This window comes from Arthrobacter globiformis (genome assembly GCF_030815865.1).
GTDB lineage: Bacteria > Actinomycetota > Actinomycetes > Actinomycetales > Micrococcaceae > Arthrobacter > Arthrobacter globiformis_B.
In genome coordinates this window covers 3,088,793-3,110,390 of sequence record NZ_JAUSXI010000001.1, presented here as the reverse complement: position 1 = coordinate 3,110,390, position 21,598 = coordinate 3,088,793, and the positions used below count along the sequence as shown (strand labels likewise).

At 64.1% G+C, this 21,598-nt stretch carries 20 protein-coding genes and 1 pseudogene; 11 read left to right on the top strand and 10 right to left on the bottom strand.

Annotated elements, in window-relative coordinates:
• Positions 1-107: 107 nt before the first annotated feature.
• On the bottom strand, positions 108-800 hold the full coding sequence (locus tag QFZ33_RS14270) for a DJ-1/PfpI family protein (protein ID WP_307028487.1): 693 nt from the start codon (positions 798-800) through the stop codon (positions 108-110).
• Positions 801-1,137: 337 nt separating this feature from the next.
• On the opposite strand from QFZ33_RS14270, the gene QFZ33_RS14265 reads away from it, so the two are divergent.
• The 5 genes from QFZ33_RS14265 (at position 1,138) to QFZ33_RS14245 (ending at position 6,781) form a co-directional block, all read left to right on the top strand.
• Positions 1,138-1,662, top strand: a complete 525-nt coding sequence (locus tag QFZ33_RS14265; protein WP_307028485.1) for an AAA family ATPase — start codon at positions 1,138-1,140, stop codon at positions 1,660-1,662.
• Between the two features lie 235 nt (positions 1,663-1,897).
• Positions 1,898-2,461, top strand: a complete 564-nt coding sequence (locus tag QFZ33_RS14260) for a dihydrofolate reductase family protein (RefSeq protein WP_307028483.1) — start codon at positions 1,898-1,900, stop codon at positions 2,459-2,461.
• A gap of 46 nt (positions 2,462-2,507) precedes the next feature.
• Positions 2,508-3,506, top strand: coding sequence for a DUF6994 family protein (locus tag QFZ33_RS14255; RefSeq protein ID WP_307028482.1), 999 nt, complete (start codon positions 2,508-2,510; stop codon positions 3,504-3,506).
• Between the two features lie 1,196 nt (positions 3,507-4,702).
• Positions 4,703-5,140, top strand: a complete 438-nt coding sequence (locus QFZ33_RS14250) for a VOC family protein (protein WP_214856120.1) — start codon at positions 4,703-4,705, stop codon at positions 5,138-5,140.
• 1,188 nt (positions 5,141-6,328) lie between these two features.
• Positions 6,329-6,781: a GNAT family N-acetyltransferase gene (locus QFZ33_RS14245; protein ID WP_307028479.1), complete on the top strand. Its 453-nt coding sequence runs from the start codon at positions 6,329-6,331 to the stop codon at positions 6,779-6,781.
• Between the two features lie 317 nt (positions 6,782-7,098).
• On the opposite strand, the pseudogene QFZ33_RS14240 reads toward QFZ33_RS14245, so the two are convergent.
• The 5 genes and pseudogenes from QFZ33_RS14240 to QFZ33_RS14220 all read right to left on the bottom strand — a co-directional run bounded on the left by QFZ33_RS14240 (position 7,099) and on the right by QFZ33_RS14220 (position 13,011).
• Positions 7,099-7,441 (bottom strand): annotated as a pseudogene (locus QFZ33_RS14240) (YciI family protein).
• 118 nt (positions 7,442-7,559) lie between these two features.
• Positions 7,560-8,624, bottom strand: coding sequence for a spore photoproduct lyase family protein (locus QFZ33_RS14235; RefSeq protein ID WP_307028477.1), 1,065 nt, complete (start codon positions 8,622-8,624; stop codon positions 7,560-7,562).
• Positions 8,625-8,699: 75 nt separating this feature from the next.
• Positions 8,700-9,773, bottom strand: a complete 1,074-nt coding sequence (locus QFZ33_RS14230) for a DNA polymerase IV (protein WP_444861223.1) — start codon at positions 9,771-9,773, stop codon at positions 8,700-8,702.
• A 155-nt stretch (positions 9,774-9,928) separates the two neighbouring features.
• Positions 9,929-10,342 carry a hypothetical protein gene (locus QFZ33_RS14225; RefSeq protein ID WP_307028475.1) on the bottom strand — a complete coding sequence of 138 codons (414 nt, stop codon included), beginning with the start codon at positions 10,340-10,342 and terminating at the stop codon, positions 9,929-9,931.
• A gap of 176 nt (positions 10,343-10,518) precedes the next feature.
• A complete protein-coding gene (locus tag QFZ33_RS14220; RefSeq protein ID WP_307028473.1) occupies positions 10,519-13,011 on the bottom strand; it encodes a PEP/pyruvate-binding domain-containing protein in 2,493 nt (830 codons plus the stop codon).
• A gap of 415 nt (positions 13,012-13,426) precedes the next feature.
• Between QFZ33_RS14220 and QFZ33_RS14215 the strand changes: the two genes are divergently transcribed.
• A complete protein-coding gene (locus QFZ33_RS14215) occupies positions 13,427-13,666 on the top strand; it encodes a hypothetical protein (protein WP_307028471.1) in 240 nt (79 codons plus the stop codon).
• A 56-nt stretch (positions 13,667-13,722) separates the two neighbouring features.
• Here QFZ33_RS14215 and QFZ33_RS14210 read toward each other — a convergent pair whose 3' ends face one another.
• Complete coding sequence (locus tag QFZ33_RS14210; protein ID WP_307028469.1) at positions 13,723-14,040, bottom strand: hypothetical protein; 318 nt, start codon at positions 14,038-14,040, stop codon at positions 13,723-13,725.
• Positions 14,041-14,332: 292 nt separating this feature from the next.
• Here QFZ33_RS14210 and QFZ33_RS14205 point away from each other — a divergent pair, with 292 nt between their 5' ends.
• From QFZ33_RS14205 to QFZ33_RS14195, 3 genes are all read left to right on the top strand, one after another.
• The gene (locus tag QFZ33_RS14205) at positions 14,333-15,583 is read left to right on the top strand and encodes an Nramp family divalent metal transporter (RefSeq protein WP_307028467.1); all 1,251 of its coding nucleotides are present in this window, start codon (positions 14,333-14,335) and stop codon (positions 15,581-15,583) included.
• A gap of 175 nt (positions 15,584-15,758) precedes the next feature.
• The gene (locus tag QFZ33_RS14200) at positions 15,759-16,589 is read left to right on the top strand and encodes an oxidoreductase (RefSeq protein ID WP_307028466.1); all 831 of its coding nucleotides are present in this window, start codon (positions 15,759-15,761) and stop codon (positions 16,587-16,589) included.
• A 213-nt stretch (positions 16,590-16,802) separates the two neighbouring features.
• Positions 16,803-17,105 carry a hypothetical protein gene (locus tag QFZ33_RS14195; protein ID WP_307028464.1) on the top strand — a complete coding sequence of 101 codons (303 nt, stop codon included), beginning with the start codon at positions 16,803-16,805 and terminating at the stop codon, positions 17,103-17,105.
• 25 nt (positions 17,106-17,130) lie between these two features.
• Here the strand turns inward: QFZ33_RS14195 and QFZ33_RS14190 are convergent, their stop codons facing one another.
• Positions 17,131-17,436 carry a hypothetical protein gene (locus tag QFZ33_RS14190; protein ID WP_214856090.1) on the bottom strand — a complete coding sequence of 102 codons (306 nt, stop codon included), beginning with the start codon at positions 17,434-17,436 and terminating at the stop codon, positions 17,131-17,133.
• Between the two features lie 62 nt (positions 17,437-17,498).
• Complete coding sequence (locus tag QFZ33_RS14185) at positions 17,499-18,470, bottom strand: alpha/beta fold hydrolase (protein WP_307028461.1); 972 nt, start codon at positions 18,468-18,470, stop codon at positions 17,499-17,501.
• Positions 18,471-18,753: 283 nt separating this feature from the next.
• Between QFZ33_RS14185 and QFZ33_RS14180 the strand changes: the two genes are divergently transcribed.
• Positions 18,754-19,383 carry a class I SAM-dependent methyltransferase gene (locus tag QFZ33_RS14180; RefSeq protein WP_307028459.1) on the top strand — a complete coding sequence of 210 codons (630 nt, stop codon included), beginning with the start codon at positions 18,754-18,756 and terminating at the stop codon, positions 19,381-19,383.
• A 246-nt stretch (positions 19,384-19,629) separates the two neighbouring features.
• Positions 19,630-21,069, top strand: a complete 1,440-nt coding sequence (locus QFZ33_RS14175) for an alpha/beta hydrolase family protein (RefSeq protein ID WP_307028457.1) — start codon at positions 19,630-19,632, stop codon at positions 21,067-21,069.
• 22 nt (positions 21,070-21,091) lie between these two features.
• Here the strand turns inward: QFZ33_RS14175 and QFZ33_RS14170 are convergent, their stop codons facing one another.
• Positions 21,092-21,571, bottom strand: a complete 480-nt coding sequence (locus QFZ33_RS14170) for a MarR family winged helix-turn-helix transcriptional regulator (protein ID WP_307028455.1) — start codon at positions 21,569-21,571, stop codon at positions 21,092-21,094.
• Positions 21,572-21,598: the final 27 nt, after the last annotated feature.

Sequence of the window (21,598 nt, the reverse complement as noted above, 5' to 3'; positions counted from 1 at the left end):
TGGCTGCCAGGAACTGGCAACAGCGCGATGCGTTTGAACCACTCTGACAGTAGCAATTCGGGACGCCACCCAGACGGAACGGCCGCGCTGCCAGGAGCGACAGCCGGTCAGCGCTCAGCTGCCAAGAGCGTGTCCGCTGCGTTCCGGACTGCTGCCGCCCGCAGGTTGTAGGTGGCAGTGATAATTTCCTGCACGATCTGGGGGTCTGCCTTTGCCGGCGATCCGTGATCAAACGGAGGTTCAGGATCGTACTCGATGGCCAACTGTATGTTGCGTGCTATCTCATCCCCGTAAACCTCCGCGGCGAGGACTAAAGCAAAGTCGATCCCCGACGTGACACCGGCACCGGTGATCCTGTTCCTGTCCCGAACCACCCGGTTGCTGACCGGGACCGCACCGAACTCTTCGAGCATCTGCAGCGAAGCCCAGTGGCTGGTGGCCCGGTATCCCGTCAGAAGCCCTGCCGCCGCGAGAGCGAACGAACCGGTGCAAACAGAAGTGATCCATCGTGCCGTCGCCGCCTGCCGACGCAGGAAGTCCAATGCCGTCTGATCGGTGAACAGGTCGAAAGTCCCGGCGCCTCCCGGGACGAAAAGCACGTCGGCCGCTGGACAGTTTTCCAAGGTAGTCGTGGGAACGATGCACCAACCGGCGTCTGTGGGCACCGGATCGAGGCTGTGCCAGGCAAGATGAACACGGGCCTTCGGAAACCTCGAGAAAACCTGCGCCGGCCCGGTGAAATCGAGCTGTGTGACATTGGGGAACATCAGCACAACGACGCTTAAAGGATCCAGGTTCATTCCTTCAGCCTAAGGTGCGCACTGGCTCGAACAGCATGAACCCGCCGACAGCCCAGAACCTCAACAGGATCCGTGAACGGAGCCTATGGCCTGAGGCCAAGCGGGACGCCCTCTGCCCAAGAGAGCCTGGCGAGGCCGTTTCGTCGACGGCGTGCGGCGTGCAGTGAGTGCTGAGTTAGGGGGCAACGAGAGGTCGAAAGGCAGGTGGCCACTACCCATCCCTGCGAGGCATGAGCGGTCGCAGGGAGCGAATCGCCTCCGGGTGGGATTTTTCCCGCTGAGGGTTCCCCAGGCGGACCGGCCGTGAAGGACACTTCTTGGCACTAGAGTTCGGTCCATGATCGTTTGGCTCAACGGCACCCACGGGGTGGGAAAGACGACGACGAGCGCGCTCGTGCAGCAATTGCTGCCCCACGCGCGCCTCCTCGACGCTGAGAAGGTCGGGGAGGTTCTCATGGACATCAAGCCGGGACTTCCTGCAACGGACAACTTCCAGCACTGGGAGCCGTGGCGAAGGCTCGTTGTCGAGACCGCACGGCGCGTGCTCGAGTTCACCGGAGGCACACTCGTGATGCCGATGACTGTCTTGGTCGAAAGCTACTGGCGGGAGATCAGTGATGGTCTTACCGAGCACGGCATATCGATCCAGCACTTCGTGCTCCACGCCGACCAGGCCATGCTCCGCGACCGCATACAGAACGACAAAGTCCTCGGCCCCTCGACGTTCCGCTTCGCGTACTTGGAGCCATACGCCGAGGCGGCTCGTACTTGGCTGCACAATGAAGCCGAGGTCATCGACACCACACACATCACAGCGGACCAAGCCGCGCAGCAGATTGCGGATTCGGTGCTTGGTCGCTGAGAGCACGGAACGTCCTCTTGAGAAACGCCGCATGCGCACTCCTGGGTTCCTGTCCCGCAGTGTGTTCCCCCAAACGGTCGATAGCTACACTGGCGAAAGGTCGGGACTCCATCCTTTCCGTACGGAGCCTCTGCTTGGCGTGATGGTCAACTGGCCCTCGGTGTGGCCTGACCGATGACTTTTCCGCGCCGTGCTGGTCTGTACAACGAATACCGACTCACGGGAGACTGACGCCATGCGCAAACTGACCTTCGGAATGAACCTGAGCCTGGACGGCTACATCGCCGCGCCCGGCGACGACGTCGGCTGGAGCGTACCGAGCGACGAGCTGTTCCAATGGTGGTCCGACCGGGTGGGGGCTACGGGCCTGGCGCTGTACGGGCGCAAACTGTGGGAGACGATGAGCTCCCACTGGCCGACCGCCGACCAGCAGCCTGGCGCCACACCGGCGCAGATCCAGTTCGCCCGCCGCTGGCGGGACATGCCGAAGGTGGTGTTCTCCTCGACGACCAGCACGGTCGACTGGAATACCCGCCTGGTCACCAGCGACGCGGTCACCGAGATCACCCGGCTCAAGGCCGACGACGGCGGCCCCATGGACATCGGCGGTGCCACACTCGCCGCGGCGGCCATGCGGGCCGGGCTGATCGACGAGTACGCGATCGTCACCCATCCGGTCCTGCTGGGCGGCGGCACGCCGTTCTTCACAGCCCTGGACAACTGGGTGAACCTGAGCCTGGTGGAGACCCGGACGTTTCCCGACGGAGTGGTCCTTACCAGGTACGAGACCAGGCGCTGAGTGCCCGACGTCGAATCAGCGCGGGCTTCGGGCCACAAAGGATCTCGTGGCGCTGTGTTCCGATGCGATCGTGACGTTCCTGCCGATCCTGTTCTTCCCGCAAACGATCCGTCCGGATAGGGATTCCTTTGTGGGACAGGTTGCCGGTCAGGTTGGGTGGGTGCAGAACTGGATAGCGGAGCCACCTTGGTCGACGCAGCAGCAAGTGCCTGCGACGACTGCGGTTGTTTCAGCTGTAGGTTCCGCGGTTCGCAATAGGCGGGCACATAGACTCCCTTCCCTGCGCGTCTTCGACATCACCTTCAACTACAGGGTCGACAGCCCTCCAGGAAAGGACCCGGACTCCCAAAGTCCGCTGCTCAAGGCAGACCATCAGCTGCTCTGGACCAAGGAGCTATGCGACGGGGAACTGTTCAAAGTGCAGGTCCCGGCAGAGCCAAAGGAGCGTCGTAAAAACTACCTAATGTTCGAGCAGACCCCCGACAAAAGGTTCACGTTCGGCAGTGACGCCATCACGAACTCCTACACCAGTTGGGGGAAGCCGAGGAACTTGGTCGAGGCTAAGGCCGAGTTGAGCGAGGAGCAGAAGCGCCGCTATTTCAACCCGCCGTACACGATCGGCAGTGCCATGATCTGGCCCGTCAGGAAAATACACCGGCCCACCCTAAACACCGCCAGGGGAATGAGACTACGGATCGCGGACCGGATGGACCTAACTCTGGAATGCATCCGGCGCCACTACGCTGAGGAGCCAGGCAGTCCCCTCGCCGATGTCACCACTAACTACGCGGACTTCTTCAAACTCTTCTGCGCGTTCAAGCAGTTCGTGGAGTTCTTCCACCTCCAGGACCTCGTGACGCCGGAGGGAAAGATCGACTTCTTCCTAGAGGACGACGAGAACTTCAAGCGCCCCGGCGTCCCGACGACGAAGGACGAGTACATCAGGGTTCGGGAAGCCTCGCTGAAGTTCATAACGCTGCGGGGCAACCGGATGGCCGACTGGGTCGAGAAGAACCACCCCGATATTAAGGTCCGCCGGCAATAAACAACGTTTACACCAGCACTGACCACATTGTGAGGAAGAGGCGCCTAACCCTCCGGACACTCAGGCGATCCCACTAACGGGACGATGCGGCAGCCCGACGTTGCATCGTGTCTAAACCCTCGCCCGATCGTGTTGCGGAAGCCGGAAAAGGACCCTGGATCGCAGCGGTAAGTGGCGTGGTTTCCGCAGCGCTTTATGGCCGACGGACGCACGCAAGCGGATGTCTATTCGGGCCCTCCCAACTAACAAATGGGACCCTTGTACCGGGCAGCAGACCCGAACGGCACGGGGCGGGCAAGGAATGCATAAGGATGCTCTCAACTTGCCCGCCCCGTGTTACTGGTGTTGCTCTGGCCGTCTCAAGCTGTCCGACGACCAGGTGTTACTGGTGTTGCTTTGGCCGTCTCAAGCTGTCCGACGACCAGGTGTTACTGGTGTTGCTTGGCCGTCTCAAGCTGTCCGACGACCAGGTGTTGCTGGTGTTGCTTGGCCGTCTCAAGCTGTCCGACGACCAGGTGTTGCTGGTGTTGCTTTGGCCGTCTCAAGCTGTCCGACGACCCGGTGTTGCTGGTGTTGCTTTGGCCGTCTCAAGCTGTCCGACGACCCGGTGTTGCTGGTGTTGCTTTGGCCGTCTCAAGCTGTCCGACGACCCGGTGTTGCTGGTGTTGCTTTGGCCGTCTCAAGCTGTCCGACGACCCGGTGTTGCTGGTGTTGCTTTGGCCGTCTCAAGCTGTCCGACGACCCGGTGTTGCTGGTGTTGCTTTGGCCGTCTCAAGCTGTCCGACGACCCGGTGTTACTGGTGTTGCTTTGGCCGTCTCAAGCTGTCCGACGACCAGGTGTTACTGGTGTTGCTCTGGCCGTCTCAAGCTGTCCGACGACCAGGTGTTACTGCAACGGTGCTTCCCCCTAAACAGGCAACTACAGCTACTTTAAGTCGGGGGGAACTTCCGTTCTCTTTTTCTTACGGGAAAAAATATAACTACTCTCTGAAATCTCGTCAAGTCGCCTTTGGGCGCTCTGAGTTAGGTCGCCTTTTGCGGTTGGCTCGGGACCTACCTTGTAGGACACCCAACCGGCAGGCGGGCCGCAACCACTACAGAGCCGGCTTGCAAGCGTCCGGTGAGGGATCGGCCAACGAACAGACAATGGCGCCTCGCCACTGGAGCTAATCGCTCCGCCTTGGTACTTTCAACGCATGGCCATCAAACTTGAGAATGTGGGTATCGCTGTTCGCGACATCGAAGCAGCAATCGCCTTTTTCACCGATCTCGGTCTTACGGTCATCGGCCGTGACACGGTCAGCGGGGAGTGGACCGATACTGCCGTTGGACTTGATGGAAACCATGCCAACATTGCAATGCTCCAGACCCCAGACGGTCATGGTCGACTTGAGCTCTTCGAATACATCCATCCCGAAGCGATCGAGTCGAACCCGACGCGTCCCAACGACATTGGCATGCACCGCGTGGCCTTCTCGGTAGACGACATCGATAAGGCCCTTGAGGTAGCTGCAAAGCACGGATGCTATCCGCTACGAGGCGTGGCGACCTACGCCGACCTCTATAAGCTCACGTACCTCCGCGGTCCCAGCGGGATCCTCGTTATGCTCGCCGAGGAACTGAAGAAAGACTGACGCCCGAACCGCATCGCCCAATCGGCCAGTATTGTCAGGCCCAAGCGTCGCGAGACCGTCCGGTAAAGGTCATGGTTGCCGGGTACGCTCAGCGCCTTCAAACCAGGCAGCGCTGGCACGTAACCCCAGGATGCAGGGCTGAGGGACCATGTCGGCGCTATGACCGTGACAAACTACCCAAAGGGTGGGCCCATCCCGTTTGGCCGGGATGAGATCGCTGCAGCCGTTGTCTCCGCGAAAGATTTCCAGCCGTCCCCGCTGACGAAGTTCATCAAGGCCGTGCCGTCGTCACTTGCGGCTCCCAATAGGTCAGGCAATGCACGCCAACTGGCTAAATGCGGCGGCTCATGGGCTGGGCCCTCTCGAAAAACTTCGCGGTGGGGGTTCGCCAAAGAGACTTAGGGTGACGCATCACGGCCACAGAGTCCTAGGCGGTGTTTCCCACAATTCGGCGGTCGTCGACTGGCTCAACGAGCTGAACGTAACCGACGAGGCTCACTTTCTGCGCGGTGCACGGGCTACCGAACGGTGCCGAGGAGGCGCGCCAGTGACGGTGATGACGATCTCCGTCGGCGTTTCCCGGAGATGCACCACAGACGGCACAGCACAGCCAACCTGTTCGGCTGACAGGTAGATGCGGTTTGTCTCGTTTTCGATTCTCACCAGAGTCCATGGAACTGTCTCGCCCGTAGCGGGCGAGCTGTCTGTTATGAGCCGGTTCGAATGTGGCGTGATGGCATGGATGGATGGGCTTGTTTTGTCCGGCGGCGCTGCCGATGGAGTAACCGACGGGGGTTGGCTTCCTCCCGGCGGAGGATTTCCGGCGCTGCAGGACATAGGGCCAAAAAGGGCCACCACGGCAACAAGCATCGAGGCGGCCCTTCGCGCGGCTTTGGTCTTCGGGCGCTGGCGGCTAGTGGGCCACGGTGACAGCGAACATCTGGTGCTGACATTAGACGTCCGAGAAAAGGTCTGTCTTCCCGCCATTGGACTGGCCTTGGAGACTTGTCCTTTTCGGGGAGCTGACATTTCGTCACCTTAGCCTTCGGAGCACTTCTGGTGAAGCGGCGAAGAAGGCTAGACAGGACGCGCCACCGCCCCCACTCATTTCTCTTCTTGGCCTAGAGGCCGTAACCGTCCGTAGTGGGTTCCCCGGCGGGTGGTCAATACGTCACTCCATCAGGCTTGGTGACCCGCCTGCGCCGGCTCAGCGGCATAATTGCGATCGAAGAAAAAGCCGGTCGAACCGCCGCGAAACCCTCGACAATCACAGACACGGTCATCGATCCGGATCGACAAATCGTGGTGGCCGTTGCTGAAGGAACCATCGTCGGCTGGGCCAAGACTCATCTTTGGGATTACTCCGACGACCAGGCAATAGCGGGCCACTACCTTGGCGGAGTGACGGTCCTTCCGCGTTGGCGGCGACGAGGCATCGCGGCCGTCCTCACAGAGGCTCGCCTTGCCTGGATCGCAGAACGCGCAAGCGACGCTTGGTATGTCGTTAATGCCGGAAATACGGCCTCCATCGAGTTGCACCGCAGATGGGATTTCAGTGAGGTCGCACGGGGCCCACGGATCCACACGACGACATTTGAGGGCGGCATCGGTGTTCTGATGCATGCTCGTTTCGCGGAGTAGCGAACAGGAGGAGCGGCCGCGGGTCCGGTTGTGGAACTCGCAATATGAAGAGGACAGGCTTCCCCTCGACGGTCCCGGCAATGCTGAGTGGCTCGCCGAGGGAGTGGGCCCGCTGCGCCAATTGCGCATTGACCTGGGCGATGCTGTCGATATCGTAGGAACAGAGCCTTGGTCGGGCGACGCGGCTGGCCCTTCCTGAAGGCCTTGCCCGGAAGCTCTTGCCCCGATCGGTGACAGAGGCCGATGTCGAGCGCGACAAATCTGTGCGATCAATATGTCGACCGCGAATACAGCGGCGACGATCACCCAGGCGAGACCTAGCTGGCGGGGTCGTATTGGAAAGCCCGCACCTCCTGCGCGCAACGGCAGGCGACCGCGATCTTCGCGGCCCACTCCAAGGCCGCATCGTACGAGGGCAGCTCCAGCACCGAGTAGCCGCCCTCGAGCTGCGTCGTCTGCGGGTAGGTGCCCTCGCTTACGGTCCCAGCGCCGTCAACCATGACGGGCGGGATGCTCTCATCGATGCCGCCACCGAACACCCAGACGCCGGCGTCCTTCGCCTCCTGAACGACCGCATGCGACGCATCCGAAACGGCCTGCAGGTCCTTCGTCAGGGAAGACCATGGCGGCACTCGGAAACGAGATCAGATACTTGGTCATCGCGTCGACTCCTTCATCGCAGCAAGGGGGATCGAATTCATCCTCGCCGATGCCACCGCGCCGCGCAAAGATCTCGGCGGTCCCGACGATGTAGTGACGCCGTCAGCAACCTCGAAACTCAGAACGCGTAGCGGATGCGGCAGTAAGGCGCGATCTTCTCTATAAGCGCGGTCAGTTGCCGCACATAGCCCGCCTTGGTTCCTGAACGGTAGCGGACGTTAGTGAAGCCATTGGACGAGACCTTCGATTCCTGGAGGTCCGGACGCCACAGCACGTTCTCGGCCTGCGGATGCCACCCTAGGTTGACCTCGTGGAGCCGCTCGTTGTGGGTCAAGAAGATGACTTCTGCTGCGAGCTGGGCCTTCGCGGCGGCTGACAGGGTGCCATCGAGTTGGCGCAGCAGCTGCTCCCAATCGCTGAGCCAGGTGTCCGTAATGATGACAGGCGAGAAGTTCACGTGCACCTCGTAGCCGGCATCCACGAAGTCGTTGATTGCAGCCATGCGTTCCGCAACCGGCGAGGTCCGAACGTCAACCGACTTTGCCAAGTCCGCTGGCATGAGGGAAAAGCGGATCCTGGTGTGACCGCCGTGGTCCCAGCCGAGCATCGCCGGGTTCACGTACTTGGTGGCGAAGGACAGCTTGGCTGTCGGCAGGTCGCGGAAGAGGGTGACGAGGTCCTCCACGTTGTCGCTGATCAGCGCGTCGACGGAGCAGTCGCTATTTTCACCGATGTCGTAGACCCAGAGTTCAGGGTCGCACTGGTTGGGTTCCAGCTTCAGGCCCTGGCGTGTGGCGTGACGTTCAAGCGCCCCGGCAATCTGGTCGATGTTCGCGAACACAGTGACCGGGTTGCTGTACCCCTTGTGCCGGGGCACGTAGCAGTAGGCGCATGCCATGGCGCAGCCGTTCGCGGTCGAGGGGGCAATGAAGTCCGCGGACCGGCCGTTCGGCTTGGCGGTCAGCGCTTTCTTTACGCCTAGGACCAGCGCCTCCGTCTTGATCCGGGACCAGCGAGGCACGTTCGTTTCATCACCGTGCACCTCCGGGATGTTCCAGTGGTTGTCGACGAGCACGACATCGGCATCCGGCCAGCGTTCGACGATCTCCTGGCCCCTGGGCAGCTCCAATGCGGCACTTTGCGCATAGATGCGCCGGATCTGCAGCAGCCGGTTGAATTCCATGACTTCATTCTCCCAAGACGCCGAAGATGCCGCGGGCCGTTAAGCCCACGGCGTCTTGTGCTGGCGGCGACCCCGTCACCAACCGCCGCGCGTCGGCGTATGTCCTTTTCGGGCATCGCCAGGCATTGCCATTTCGGCCCGCAGGCCCAGGAGCCGGATTGGACGGGCCGCTTCGATTCCCGCTGCGAGGTCCAAGACCCGCGCGAGGATTTCGTTCCGGTCGAATGTCTCGGGAATCTTCCTCGCGTGGGTCTTGGTGAAGAACGGCGCGTACCGAACCTTCAGGGTCAACCCAACCACCGGCCGCCCTTCGGCCACAACATCCTCGAGGACACGCGCAGTCAACTCCCTCAATGCGTCGCCCACCTGGGCAGGCTCGGTCAGGTCGCGCTGGAAGGTGGTCTCCCGGCTATGCCCGCGGGCAACCCACGGGGTGTCGTCCACGACGCTGGCACCGTCCCCGCGTCCGAGCTCCGCGTACCATGGACCCATCTTCGGGCCGAACTCCGGGACTAGGTCTTGAGGGTCGGATGCGGCTAGCTCGGCGACTGTGTTGATGCCGAGTTTGGCCAGCCGGCCTGCCACTTTGGTTCCGACGCCCCACAGGTCCTTGGTGGGCCGACTGCCCATGACGTCGAGCCAGTTCCCGGAAGTGAGGCGGAAGACGCCAGCCGGCTTGCCGAATCCGGTGGCGACCTTGGCACGGACCAGGGTGTCGCCGATGCCCACGCTGCAATGCAGTTGGGTTCGCTCCAGGACAGCGGCCTGCACCTGCCGGGCGTAGGCTTCCGGATTCTCTGTCTCGGTGCCCACAAATGCTTCATCCCAACCCAGCACCTGCACGCTGGCTTGGGGCTGCGCGCGCAGGGTAGCCATGACCGTTTCAGACGCCGCGAGGTAAGCCTCCTGGTCGACAGGCAGGATCACAGCGTCTGGCACTTTCCGGGCCGCAATGCGCAAGGGCATTCCGGAACCCACGCCGAACGCCCTTGCTTCGTAGGACGCGGTCGACACCACAGCTCGTTCGGTGGGGTCGCCCCGACCGCCGACAATGATCGGCTTGCCCGCCAGCTCCGGCCGCCGGAGCACTTCGACGGCCGCGATGAACTGGTCGAGATCGACGTGCAGCACCCACCGGATTCCGCTCACGCCACCAGTCTGCCCTAAAGATCCCTGGCAAGCATTGCGATCCGTTCTGCGCCTTGTCATTGAAGGCAACCCATGTGGACAAGCTTCAGGAAGAGTCAGACGCTAGCCCTAGTCCCGAGCCGGCTCCACAGCCACCTAAGGAACAGTGCAGCCAGCTACAGCTCACCGCGGGCCGCGCGGATCTGGGCCCGGCGGCCTCGCAAATACGGCTCAATGTCAGCAACTCGACGCAGTGACAGCGCCTCTACGTCCAGTCCCGTCGTCCCTTCCAGCATCAGGCCGTTGCCATCATGGTGACCGGCGGCCCACCAACGGTCACTGCCCCGCCATACGTCGAAGGGTTCCTCCGCCCCGTCGACCGGTACCGACACTGCCTCGCTCCGCTCCGAGGTGAGCACCCGCAAACGGCGTGACAGGTCCTCTCCGCTGAGCGGAGCCCCGTCGAGAATCGGCCGACGGTGGGCAATGGTCAGCCGGGGGCTGGTGGTGGTGACCTGGATCGTGGGTCCCGTGTCTCCAGAGCCAAAAACAACGCCACCGCCGCGGGTGGGCGGCTGCCAAGATCCCACTCGCCTAGTGCGATTGGCCCGGACCACTTGTCGAGTCCGTAACAGGGCAATTCGCCGAAGGACTCCCGAACGAGTTCCTCCATGCGCTCATACTCATCCCAGAATTCATCCGGCGAAAGCCACCCCGTCACCCTCATAGCGAAAGTATGACAGCGCCGGCACTCACTACCGGGCCCTTATTCGTCCGCGCCGGCCGGCAAGACAGTGCCCGCACTACCGTCCACAACGACACGCTGCCCCTCGGCCAGGATGCCCGTGCCTGTGCCGGTTCCCATGACAGCCGGGATTCCGTACTCCCTCGCCACAATCGCCGCGTGGGAGCCAAGCCCTCCCATGTCGACCACGACGGCGGCTGCTCGCTGGAACAGCGGCGTCCAGGAAGGATTGGTGTACGGGCAGACGAGGATGTCGCCGCTGCGCAGCCTGCCAAACTCCTCCGGTCCCCTGATGATCCTCACCGGCCCCTCGGCGCGGCCGCGGCTGGCCGGCGTGCCGGAGACAAGAACGCCGACAGCACGACGGCGGTTCCTGAACAGCAGCGCCGTGTCCAGCAGTGGGATGCCCTCGAGTTCGCGGCGCTTGGCCGCCCTGCCCTGCACCAGCGGCCGGTAACGTTGCCGGACGGAAGGCGGCAGCGCGCCGCCGTCGTCCGTTATTGCCTCCAGTTCCTCGAACCGCAGGTGGTAGACGTCCTTGGCGTCATCAATCACGCCGGCGGCAACGAGGCGCCGGCCCAGCTCAAGGTACGCGCGGCGCATTGGCGGGATGACCTTGGTGGCGTAGAAGTGGCTGTCCTCGCGGAATGCCATGCCCGCCCGGGCCGCGTCGACAGCAGCCAGCACCTTCCGCCGGACGGGCCGGACATGAAGGAGCGGATGCCGCTTCAGCTCTGTCAGCGCCGCGCCGGTCTGGTCGGCCGTACGCGGCCGCTGGCCCAGGAGCACCTTGACCAGCCCCAGTACTACCTCGGGGGCGTCAGACCAGGTGGGTGAACTGCTCAGCACAACGCTGACGGTTTCACGGTTTCCGTATTCGCGCAGGAACTCGGCGAACGCCCCACGGAAGGCGGCATGAGCCGGGTCCTCCTCCACAAGCCGAAGCAGAGCCGACGTTTCGGATGATGCAAAAGCGGTGGCCAGCCGAGGATCCGCACCGACCATCGCGGCCAGCTGCTCCAGGGCGCGGTTCGCCTGGCTCGTCATGGTTTCCGCGCCCGCGATCAGGGCGGACGCGAGCCTCAGGCGACCCAGCGCCAGGAGCATCAGGCGCAGCCGAAGCATGGGCAGGAAGATGCCGGGCAGGTAGGAGCTGCGCAGGTCGGTAACACCCCGCATCGTTGCGAAGGACTCCCGCGCAACGCCCACAACCTCTGCCCAGCGCAAAGGTTTCGGGTCCCGTCGGTTCAGACGCTCCACCTGCTCCAGGAAGGTGATGAACCGGGAATCGCTCTTCCAGTCGGCCATTTTGAACTGCCGCGCACGGCGGGCCAGGGTCAGTGGTGCAGCCAGGGTGCGGACGGTGAGGCGCGGGACCGGCGGCACCAGCTGGACCACCACCCCGTCCTCCTCGGGCAGCAGTTCTTCGACCCTTGGGAAGCGCACGCCCACACTTCCGGCCATCCGATGCAACATGGCCAGGATCCCCTGCTCCATCCAGCCAGACACATCCAGCGGGTAGGGCCGCTCCTGGAACATTTCGAAGAAGAACGGCCCCACCCGCCGCTGGATCGCGTTGATCCGGAGCGGCTGGGGCGGCAGCGCCGTCATGGGCCGCGACTGCAGGACATAAATCCGGCTGCCGGCCAGCGCCCACTCCATATCCTGCGGCCGGCCGAAATGCTCCTGCGCCCTGCGGGCCAGGTCAGCCAGTTCCCTGAGCTGGACGTTGGCCAGGGAGGGAACCGAGCTGCGGCTGCCGGGCTGCTCCCGCGTCCCGCCGCCTGCATCGGGGCTGATCACCACCTCGCCGCCACCGGGAACGAAGCTGCGGATCTTCCCGGTGCGGTCCAGCAGATAGCGTTCGGGTGTCACCCTCCCCGAGACCACCGCCTCCCCCAGGCCCGGGCTGGCGTCCACAACGATCTCGCCGCGCTCACCCGTGACCGGGTTCGCCGTGAACATGACGCCTGCGGCGTCGGCCGGCACCATCTTCTGTACGACGACGGCGATCGCCACCTCCCGGGGGTCGACCCCCTGCCGCCGCCGGTAGGCAATGGCCCGGTCGGTCCAGAGGGACGCCCAGCAGTCAGTGACAGCTTTGGCCACCGCCTCCTCGCCGACGACGTTCAGGAACGTGTCCTGCTGGCCGGCGAACGCCGCCCCGGGCAGGTCTTCCGCGGTGGCGCTGGAACGGACTGCCACGGCGCCGCCGCCCAGAGCCGTGTACGCCTCGCCGATCTCGGCCCTCAACGCGGAGGGCATGCCGAAGTGGGCGAACAGCGCGCGACGAGCGCCGCCGTCGTCAGCGTTTTCATCAGCGAGGCTGTCCAGGGCCGCCCCCAGGCCCGTCTCGGCAAGGAGCAAACGGTAGGCGTCAGTAGTGACAATGAAGCCCGGGGGCACTGGAAACCCGTGCCGCAGCAGTTCACCCAGTGCCGAGCCCTTCCCGCCGGCGGCCGCAAGGTCTCCGCTGCCGAAACCAGCGAGGGGTCTGGTTGTCCTTCGTGTCATCCGAGGCTCCTCGTGGCAGGACGGCTGCGTGCGTTGCCCCCACGCGCCGCACGGCGCGGGCGTGTAAAAGGTACTCCACTGCCACTTCCCCCGTATATAGGTTGGCGACCAAAAAAGGCCCTCGCCGGCGGGTTGCGCGACGTCACCGGTGCCTCTTGACCGCTCCCGGCATCGGGACCACACTCGTTACTGATTACTAATTTAGAGATTCGTGAATTATGTCGACACCTCCGAGGCGGCGCAGTGGCCGGAACGGAGCAGCGGGGTGTTGACGGACCAGCGCCACGGCGGGGGCAGGTGGGCATGAGTACCTAGCGATGTGTGTTTTGGCGATTTTTGCACGTTCTGCGGCGCCGTGAGGCCTAGATCCGGCGGCCGCTGTCAATCAATAGGTCTCAAATCCGAGGAGCACGTCATGGCCCAAAGGCCGATTGTTCAGTGGTGGAATGAGCTTGATGAGCCCACAAGGAAGTGGCTCGTTGAGAATCCCGGTTGCGTGGTTCTTCCGCGGACCGTGGCAAACGTGGTTCACCAGGTCTCAGGCGGCCACGTCGCCCAGGACGAGCACGGCGAACACCAGCTGTCGGCGGCGGAGCAGTCCTTCATCAGGGCGAAGTGCAAAGCGGCAGGGGCATCGACCGGCAAACGCGCGTAAAGCCTAATTTACTCACCGTGTGATGTGGGCTTCCTACGAACTCCGGTGACGGAACGCTACCGGAGGATGGTCAGGGGCTTTACCGGCAATACACACGATGCCTGCTGCAGCTGAACGACGGCGGCGCCCGCCACCCGGTTGTTTCGTCCGGTGTCGTCGCACCAGTCAATGTTGTACGGCAGCGCCGTCACCGCGGCCTCGCCGGCAACCGTCCCAGTGGGGACGACGAAAGTGTAAGAAAAGCCACCGCCGTCGTCCATTGCGGAAGTAGTGTTAACGACTTTCGCCCCCGAGGAATCGGTAACGCTGATCTGGATCCGGGCGGTCGCACCGTAGCGGGGGTTGCAGTCGGCGTCCTGTGCTGCGACTGTCACCCGCTCCCCCGGGCTGGCTTCTGAAGGCCTCACCGAATATGGCGGCGGAAAGCAGGGCGGTTCCCCAGCCGAGGAGGGAGCGCAGCCGGCAGCGGCGATCACCACCACTGCGCCGCGGCCCAAGCAACGGCCGCGAATCCCCGACACCCCAGGTAGGAAGCCACACGGTCATTATGGCCCCGAATCAGCTGCTCACAACAGGACCGGCTCGGTAGGCCTAATAGCTACTTTTCGGTATACCTAAACTTCGGTATCCTCGTCTTATCGGTACCCCCAATGACGAGGATGGATGATGGCTGTTTCGACCCTTTCAGAGCGCACCGCACCGGGCCGGGTCTGGTCGCGCCTGCTGCTGCTGGGTCCGGCGTTCGTGGCGGCCATCGCCTATGTCGATCCGGGCAACGTCGCGGCGAACCTGACCGCCGGGGCGAGCTATGGCTACCTGCTGGTCTGGGTGCTGGTGGCGGCCAATGCCATGGCCGTGCTGGTGCAGTACCAGTCCGCCAAGCTGGGCCTGGCCACCGGCATGAGCCTTCCCGAGATTCTGGGCAAGCGCCTGGGGACCCGCCGCCGGCGGGCGTACTGGGCGCAGGCGGAGATCGTGGCCGGAGCCACCGACATGGCTGAGGTGATCGGCGGGGCCGTCGCACTGAACCTGCTGTTCGGGCTTCCGCTGCTGGCCGGCGGGATCATCATCGGGCTCGCGTCGATGCTGCTGCTGTCGCTGCAGTCGAACCGGAGCCAGAAGTCGTTTGAAGTGGCCATTCTGATCCTGCTCGGCGTGATCGCCGTCGGGTTCGTGTCCGGCCTGTTCGTCAATCCGCCGGACGCCGGCAGCGCACTGACCGGACTGGTGCCGCGCTTCGAAGGAACGGATACCATCCTGCTCGCCGCGAGTATGCTCGGCGCCACAGTGATGCCGCACGCCATCTACCTCCATTCCGCCCTCGCCCGCGACCGCCACGGATTCTCCGAGAACCCTGCCGTGAGGACCCGCCTGATCCGGGCCACCCGGTTCGACGTGGCCGGTGCGCTGTTGCTGGCCGGCGTCGTGAATATCGCCATGCTGCTGCTGGCAGCCTCCAGCCTGCGCGGCGTGGAAGGGACCGACACCATCGCCGGCGCGCACGCCGCGGTGACGTCGGCACTGGGCCCGGCGATCGGCGTTGTGTTCGCCATCGGCCTGCTTGCCTCGGGTCTGGCGTCCACCTCCGTGGGCTGCTACGCCGGCGCCACCATAATGGGCGGCCTGCTGAAGGTCCGTATACCTCTGCTCACCCGGCGGGTGATCACGCTGATTCCGGCCCTGGTGATCCTCAGTGCGGGCATCGAACCGACGCTCGCCCTGGTCCTGAGTCAGGTGCTCCTCAGTTTCGGCATCCCGTTCGCTCTGATTCCGCTGATCCGCCTCACCGGGAAACGCGAGATCATGGGCATCCACACGGATTCGACGCCACTGAAAATCGCGGGCTGGACCAGCGCCACGCTCATCGTCGGCCTGAACTGCGTGCTTATCGTCCTGACCGTGCTGGGCCAGTCCTGAATGTCCGTCTCCGCTAGCACGCCGGCCACGAGCGCAACTTCCTCGACACTGGAAGTCGGTGCTTGGCCATGGGAGGCACTGCCTTTACCTGTATTGACAGCCACTCCCGCTGCTGCCTGAAGTGCGGTTTTCTGAAGGGGTGACACTTCGACCTGCCCAACGGAAGGCAAATCCAATGACTACATGGCTCATCACCGGCTGCTCCACCGGACTCGGCCGGGCCCTCGCCCAAACCGTGCTCGCCCACGGCCACAACGTCGTGGCCACCGCACGGAACGTCAACGCGGTGAAGGACATTGCGGCCGATTTCCCCGACACCGCGCTTGCCCTCCCCCTCGACGTGACCGACAGGGAGCAGATCAGCTCGGCGGTGCAGCAGGCGCAGGCCCGGTTCGGCGGCATTGACGTCCTCGTTAACAACGCCGGTTACGGCTACCGCGCCGCCGTGGAAGAAGCGGACGACGCCGACATCCGCCGGCTGTTCGACACGAACCTTTTCGGCGCCGTCGACATGATCAAAGCAGTTCTGCCGGATATGCGTGCCAATAAGGACGGGGCGATCCTGAACATCTCCTCCATCGGCGCGCGCATTTCGCCCGCCGGTTCCGGCTACTACTCCGCAACCAAGGCGGCGCTGGAGGGCCTGTCGGGTTCGCTGCACAAGGAACTCCAGCCGCTCGGCATCAGTGTCACGGCTATCGAACCCGGCGCGTTCCGTACCGACTTCGCCGGCCGCTCGCTCACGCAGTCGGCGACGGCAATTCCGGACTATGCGGAGACGGCCGGCAAGCGCCGCAAGGAGCACGACACCGTTCACGGTACGCAGCCCGGGGACCCCGTCAAGGCCGCGGAGGCGATCATCGCCGTCGTCGAAAGCCCCAACCCGCCGTCACTGCTGGTCCTCGGCCAGGACGCATTTAGTGCCTTCGCCGCCGTCGCCGACGCGCAGCGCGCGGAACTGGACCAATGGCGCGAGCTGAGCCTCAGCACGGGCATCGACGACTAACCGACCGACACGGCCCCGGCGGCGCCGGCCAGCCCTGCTGCCGGCCCCGTATGGAAGAATCGCCGGATGGACGATCCGGAGGCCTCACCAGTGAATTGGCCTTCGCTGCTTTTCGCACTCCTTACCGATTCGGTTCTTGTCTGGGGGCCGGCAGCCGCCATTTACTTTCTTGCGCCCGGACACCAGGTACTGATTGCGGTTACCTTCGTGCTCGTGTCTTGGGCAGTGAACTGGGCGCTTTATTCCCGCGGCACGACCCTCGGGACGTACCTGGGCGGCTTCCGACTGCGGACCCGGCTCCGGCAGGCACCGGGGCGGAAGTATGGCTTGGCCCTTGCCGCTTTCAACCTCGGTTCCGTTCCTGCGATGGCTGCACTGGTTGCGATCAGCTTTGTTCCCGCATCCGATGCTTCAGGCCCGCTGGGAAGGGCCGACGGCTATCCGCTGCTCGGCGAACAGATCCGACGGCGCCGCTTCCTGCAGGCCGCCGACGACTACTGGGAGCGTTGGAGCTGACGGCCCGTCGCGGACAACCCGCCTCCTATTCGGATTCGAAGCCGAGGCGGTCGCGGACAAGCTTCGCGACGACGGCGGCGTGCTGCTTGTTGTCCGAACGGCCGTCCGATTTCAGCGTGGCCAGATATGCGACGTACGCGGCAGTCCGGGTGTCATAGGCCGCCGCGCGCGTTTCCAGTGCGAGGGCAAGGGTGGCGTGGGCCTGGGCCAGCCTGATCTGCAGTTCGGCGTCGACATCGGCACCTGATAGTGCTTGCTCGGCGGCGGAAAGAAGGGACCGGGCTACGTCGGCGTGCTCGTTCGCGGCGCGCTGGCCAAGGTCGGGCTGCATTGGCTCTGCCTCTCTTTATTCAACTCGCGACGGGCAGACGCGAGATGTGGAGTAAGCCTAAATCACAATGTCCGTTCCTGTTGCGTGCTTTCAGTCCGTTCGGGCAGACCAGCTGCAATTTTTTCAACCGCCGCGACAAGCGCGGCCATTGATTCAGGGCCGCCATGCCCTTCGTTCTCGATGACGATGAGACGGCTGTCCTCCCAGCGCTGATGAAGCTTCCAGGGCGTGATGACAGGGCCACTCACGTCTCTGCGGCCGTGGATGAGGTAGCCGGGAATTCCGTTGAGTTGGTGGACCCTTTCCATGATGGCCTGCCCGCCAGTAAGGAAGCCGTCGTGGGACCAGTAGTGGGTGACGAGAATGGCGAACGTCATGCGCTCGCGGTCGTCGTCGAACATTGCGCCGGGCCGCCACAGCGGATCCAGCGAGATGTGCGTCGATTCCCAACAGTCCCATGCACGGGCTGCCGCCTCGGCGTCGCCCCGATTAACGCCGGCGAGGCGACGCACGTACGCATCCACCACCCGTTCCCCAGGCCTGCATTCGGCTGCGCTCGAGAACTCCTCCCACGCTTCCGGGAAGATGCCCCCCACGCCCTCGGTGATCCACTGGACCTCGCCGCGGCTCGTGGTGGTTACCGCCATCAGGGCGAGCCCGTGCACGCGGTCCCGGTGCTCAAGGGCATATGCCAGAGCGAGCGTGCTACCCCACGACACGCCTGTGACAATCCACTTCCCTATACCGAGATACTTTCGCACGGCTTCGATGTCCTCGATCAAGGTTTGGGTGGTGTTTGCGGACAAGGAGCTCAGGTCGTCCTGAACGGCCGGCGTGCTCCTCCCACAGCCGCGCTGATGCAACCCGACGGTCCAAAATCTTGAAGCATCATGGCGAGTCCGGTAGCCCTGGCCGGGAGAAGCGCCGGGGCCGCCGTGGAGGAACAGCACGGGAATCCCCGCGGGGTTCCCCGAGGTCTCCCAATAGACTTCCGCTCCGCTGACTTTAACCCGGCCGGCATTCTCCCCAGTCATTCAACAAAGGCTACGAGATGGACCGTGGCAGGGGTAGGGTCGGTGAAAGCGTCAGTTTGGGATTTTGGGGGAACCGATGAGGCTTGACGGCCATAGCGCTGCTAGGCCGGAGGAACGCGCGACTGTAACGCACCGGACTGCAGCGGCTCGCCCGCTCGCGTGGCTGCTGGCCACCGGTGACTCCAAAGCGGCAGCCGACGCAGCGCCCTGGCTGGGCTGCGGGCAAGAAGTACGTCAGCGACGCCGTCGTGAACGCCTTCACCGGGGTCGGTAGGCTCGCACGATGACGGACATGCAGGTTCAGGACGCCTATGCCGCTCGGGCGGCGAAGTACACGGCGCTGTTTGGATCTGCCGAGAAGGCCCATGGGTCGGATCAGCGGCTTATGTCGCACTGGGCACAATCACTGAGCGGTCCGGCCATCGATGCAGGCTGCGGTCCAGGGCACTGGACGGCATTTCTCGCGAACCACGGCATTGAGGTTGAGGGGATCGATCTGGTTCCCCTCTTTATTGAAGAGGCGCGACGGCGATTTGCGGCGCCACAGTTTCGAGTGGCGACGCTCCGAGCGTTGGGAGTTCCGGACGGACATCTGGCCGGCATCCTCGCTTGGTATTCGTTGATCCATTTCGAGCCGGCCGAATTGCCAGTGGTGCTTAGCGAGTTTGCCCGCTGCATCAGCCCAGGAGGCAGCATACTTCTCGGATTCTTCGAGGGGTCCGCCGGCGAACCGTTCCCGCACGCGGTCGCGACCGCGTACTACTGGTCGGTGGACGCCATGAGTCAGCACCTGGTCACCGCAGGCTTTGAAGTTCAAGAAGTCCACGTCCGCGCTGAACCGGAAAATCGGCCGCACGCAGCAATAATCGCCGTCCGGACCACCCCGCAGGGCTGGCATGCCTGTGAAATATGACGAACCGACTTTGACGGGAACTCAGCGCCACTCGATTGGCTAGTCTGGGGCCGAAGCGACGGCCGCTGCAGGGCGGCTACAAGTCATCGACGCCGGCTAGCCACCGGGCCGGACCCACGTGCAGCCGGTCGCCAGGCCGCGGGTCACGCGAGCAGCCAGTGGAAGATAAACCGTTGACAACTTCAATCGTTCAAATAAACATTAGTTGTCCCCTTCAAGTTTCTTCGACTGACTGAGGTTACCCGAATGACCCGTACACTGCGCCAAAGCTGCCGCATGATTGCTTCAACGTCAGCCCTTGCAGCCATATTAGCCACGGCCGCCGCATCACCTGCGGCCCTCGCCGCCCAGCCTGCCTCAGACGCTCCAGCCCCGGCCGCAGCGGCTCCGGCGGCAGCCGCTCCGGCGGCATCAACCGCGCCGACGGTTGCCACCGGCACCCTCGCCGATGGGGCTGCATGGCGCACCGAGGTGCCTGCTGCTTGGAACGGAAAGCTGGTCCTCTTCGCCCACGGCTTCCGTGCCGGACCGGCCAATCCCGCCTGGGACAGCGGATTCGCCCCCACGGCCAGCGCGCTTGTGGCCCGCGGGTACGCCGTCGCTTCCTCGTCCTACGCCACCACCGGCTGGGCCCTCGGAACCGCAGCGCAGGACCAACTCGGCACCTTGGCAGCCTTCCACGACCGCTTCGGCACGGCAAGCCGGGTCATCGCCGTCGGACGGTCCATGGGAGGTCTCGTGACGAGCATGATGGCTGAAATCCCGGACTCCGGCATCGACGGCGCGGTCAGCACCTGCGGCCTGGTGGGCGGCGGTGTCTCCCTCAACAACTACCAGCTCGATGCGGCCTATGCGGCGGCGGAACTGCTCCTTCCCGGGCAGAACGTCCGCCTCACCGGCTTCACCACGCAGGCGGAGGCCACCGAAACCATTGCCGCACTGAAGGCAGCCCTGCAGCAGGCCACCACATCAGCGGAAGGCCGCGGGAGGCTGGCCCTCGTGGCCGCGCTGCTGAACACCCCGACCGAACTCGACGGGGTTGACGCGGACAACCCGGAGGCGCTGGCGGCCGCCCAGGCGAAGCTGGTCCTGGACACGCTCCCGACGGTGATCGAGCGGCGCCACACGATTGTCAACGCCGCGGGCGGGGACAGCGGCTGGACCGCCGGCGTCGACTACTCTAAGGTCCTGCAGTCCTCGGCCCAGCGCCAACTGGTGGAGTACATGTACGCCAAGGGCGGCCTGAGCCTGAACGGGGACCTCTCCACGCTCACTGCCAATGCCCACATCGAGCCCAGCAACCAGGGCCTCCAGTGGATGCTCAAGACCTCCACGCCCATCGGCGAGCTTCAGGTGCCGCTGCTGGCCACCCACACCACAGTGGATCTCCTGGCCCCGGTCGAATACCAGGAAGAGTACGCAGAAACTGTTCACCAGGCGGGCAAGAACTCCCTGTTCCGCCAGGCCTTTGTCAACCGCGCAGGGCACTGCAACTTCACAGTGGCGGAGAATATCGCCGCCATCGACGCGATGGACCAGCGGCTCCAAACCGGCAACTGGGGCTCCGTGGCCACAGCCGCCAACCTGCAGCGCGCCGCAACGTCCCTGAAGCTGGACGGCGCCAACTTCGTCGAGTTCCGCCCCGACGAATTCATCAACGACCGGACCTGGACGCCAGCCCACTAAGCGCCTGTGAACGCCTGCTCCCCTAACCGTCCAAGCCTGCCCACAGGGCCTTGCGGAGCAGGCGTTTCAGCTCGGCCACTTCCTCCCGGTTCAGCCGGTCCAGCGCCTCCGACTCGGCCCGGCGGGTCGCTTTGGTGGCCGCGCTAAACAGCCGCTGCCCGTCGGCCGTTGCCGTGACAATCTTGGCCCGCCGGTCCTGCTTGCCGGGCGCCCTCAGTACCAGGCCCCGCTTCTCCAGGTCATCCACCAGGGAGACGATCTGGCTCGGGTCCAGGCTGAGGAAATCAGCCATCTCGCGCTGGCTCGGTTCAAGACCACTCGCGGCCAGCGCCAGCACGGAGTACGAGCGCTCCTTGAGGTCGAACGCCTCCAGCGCCCGATTGTTAACCACCGATCCGACGGTGTGGAGCTTGGCCAGGAGGAAGCCTGCATCGCTGCTGATGGAGGCAGGAACCAGCTTGTCCGCCGCTGGGGCGAGCTGCCCCGTCCCGGTCTCAGTCATGACCCTCCAATAGTGATCAAAAACAAT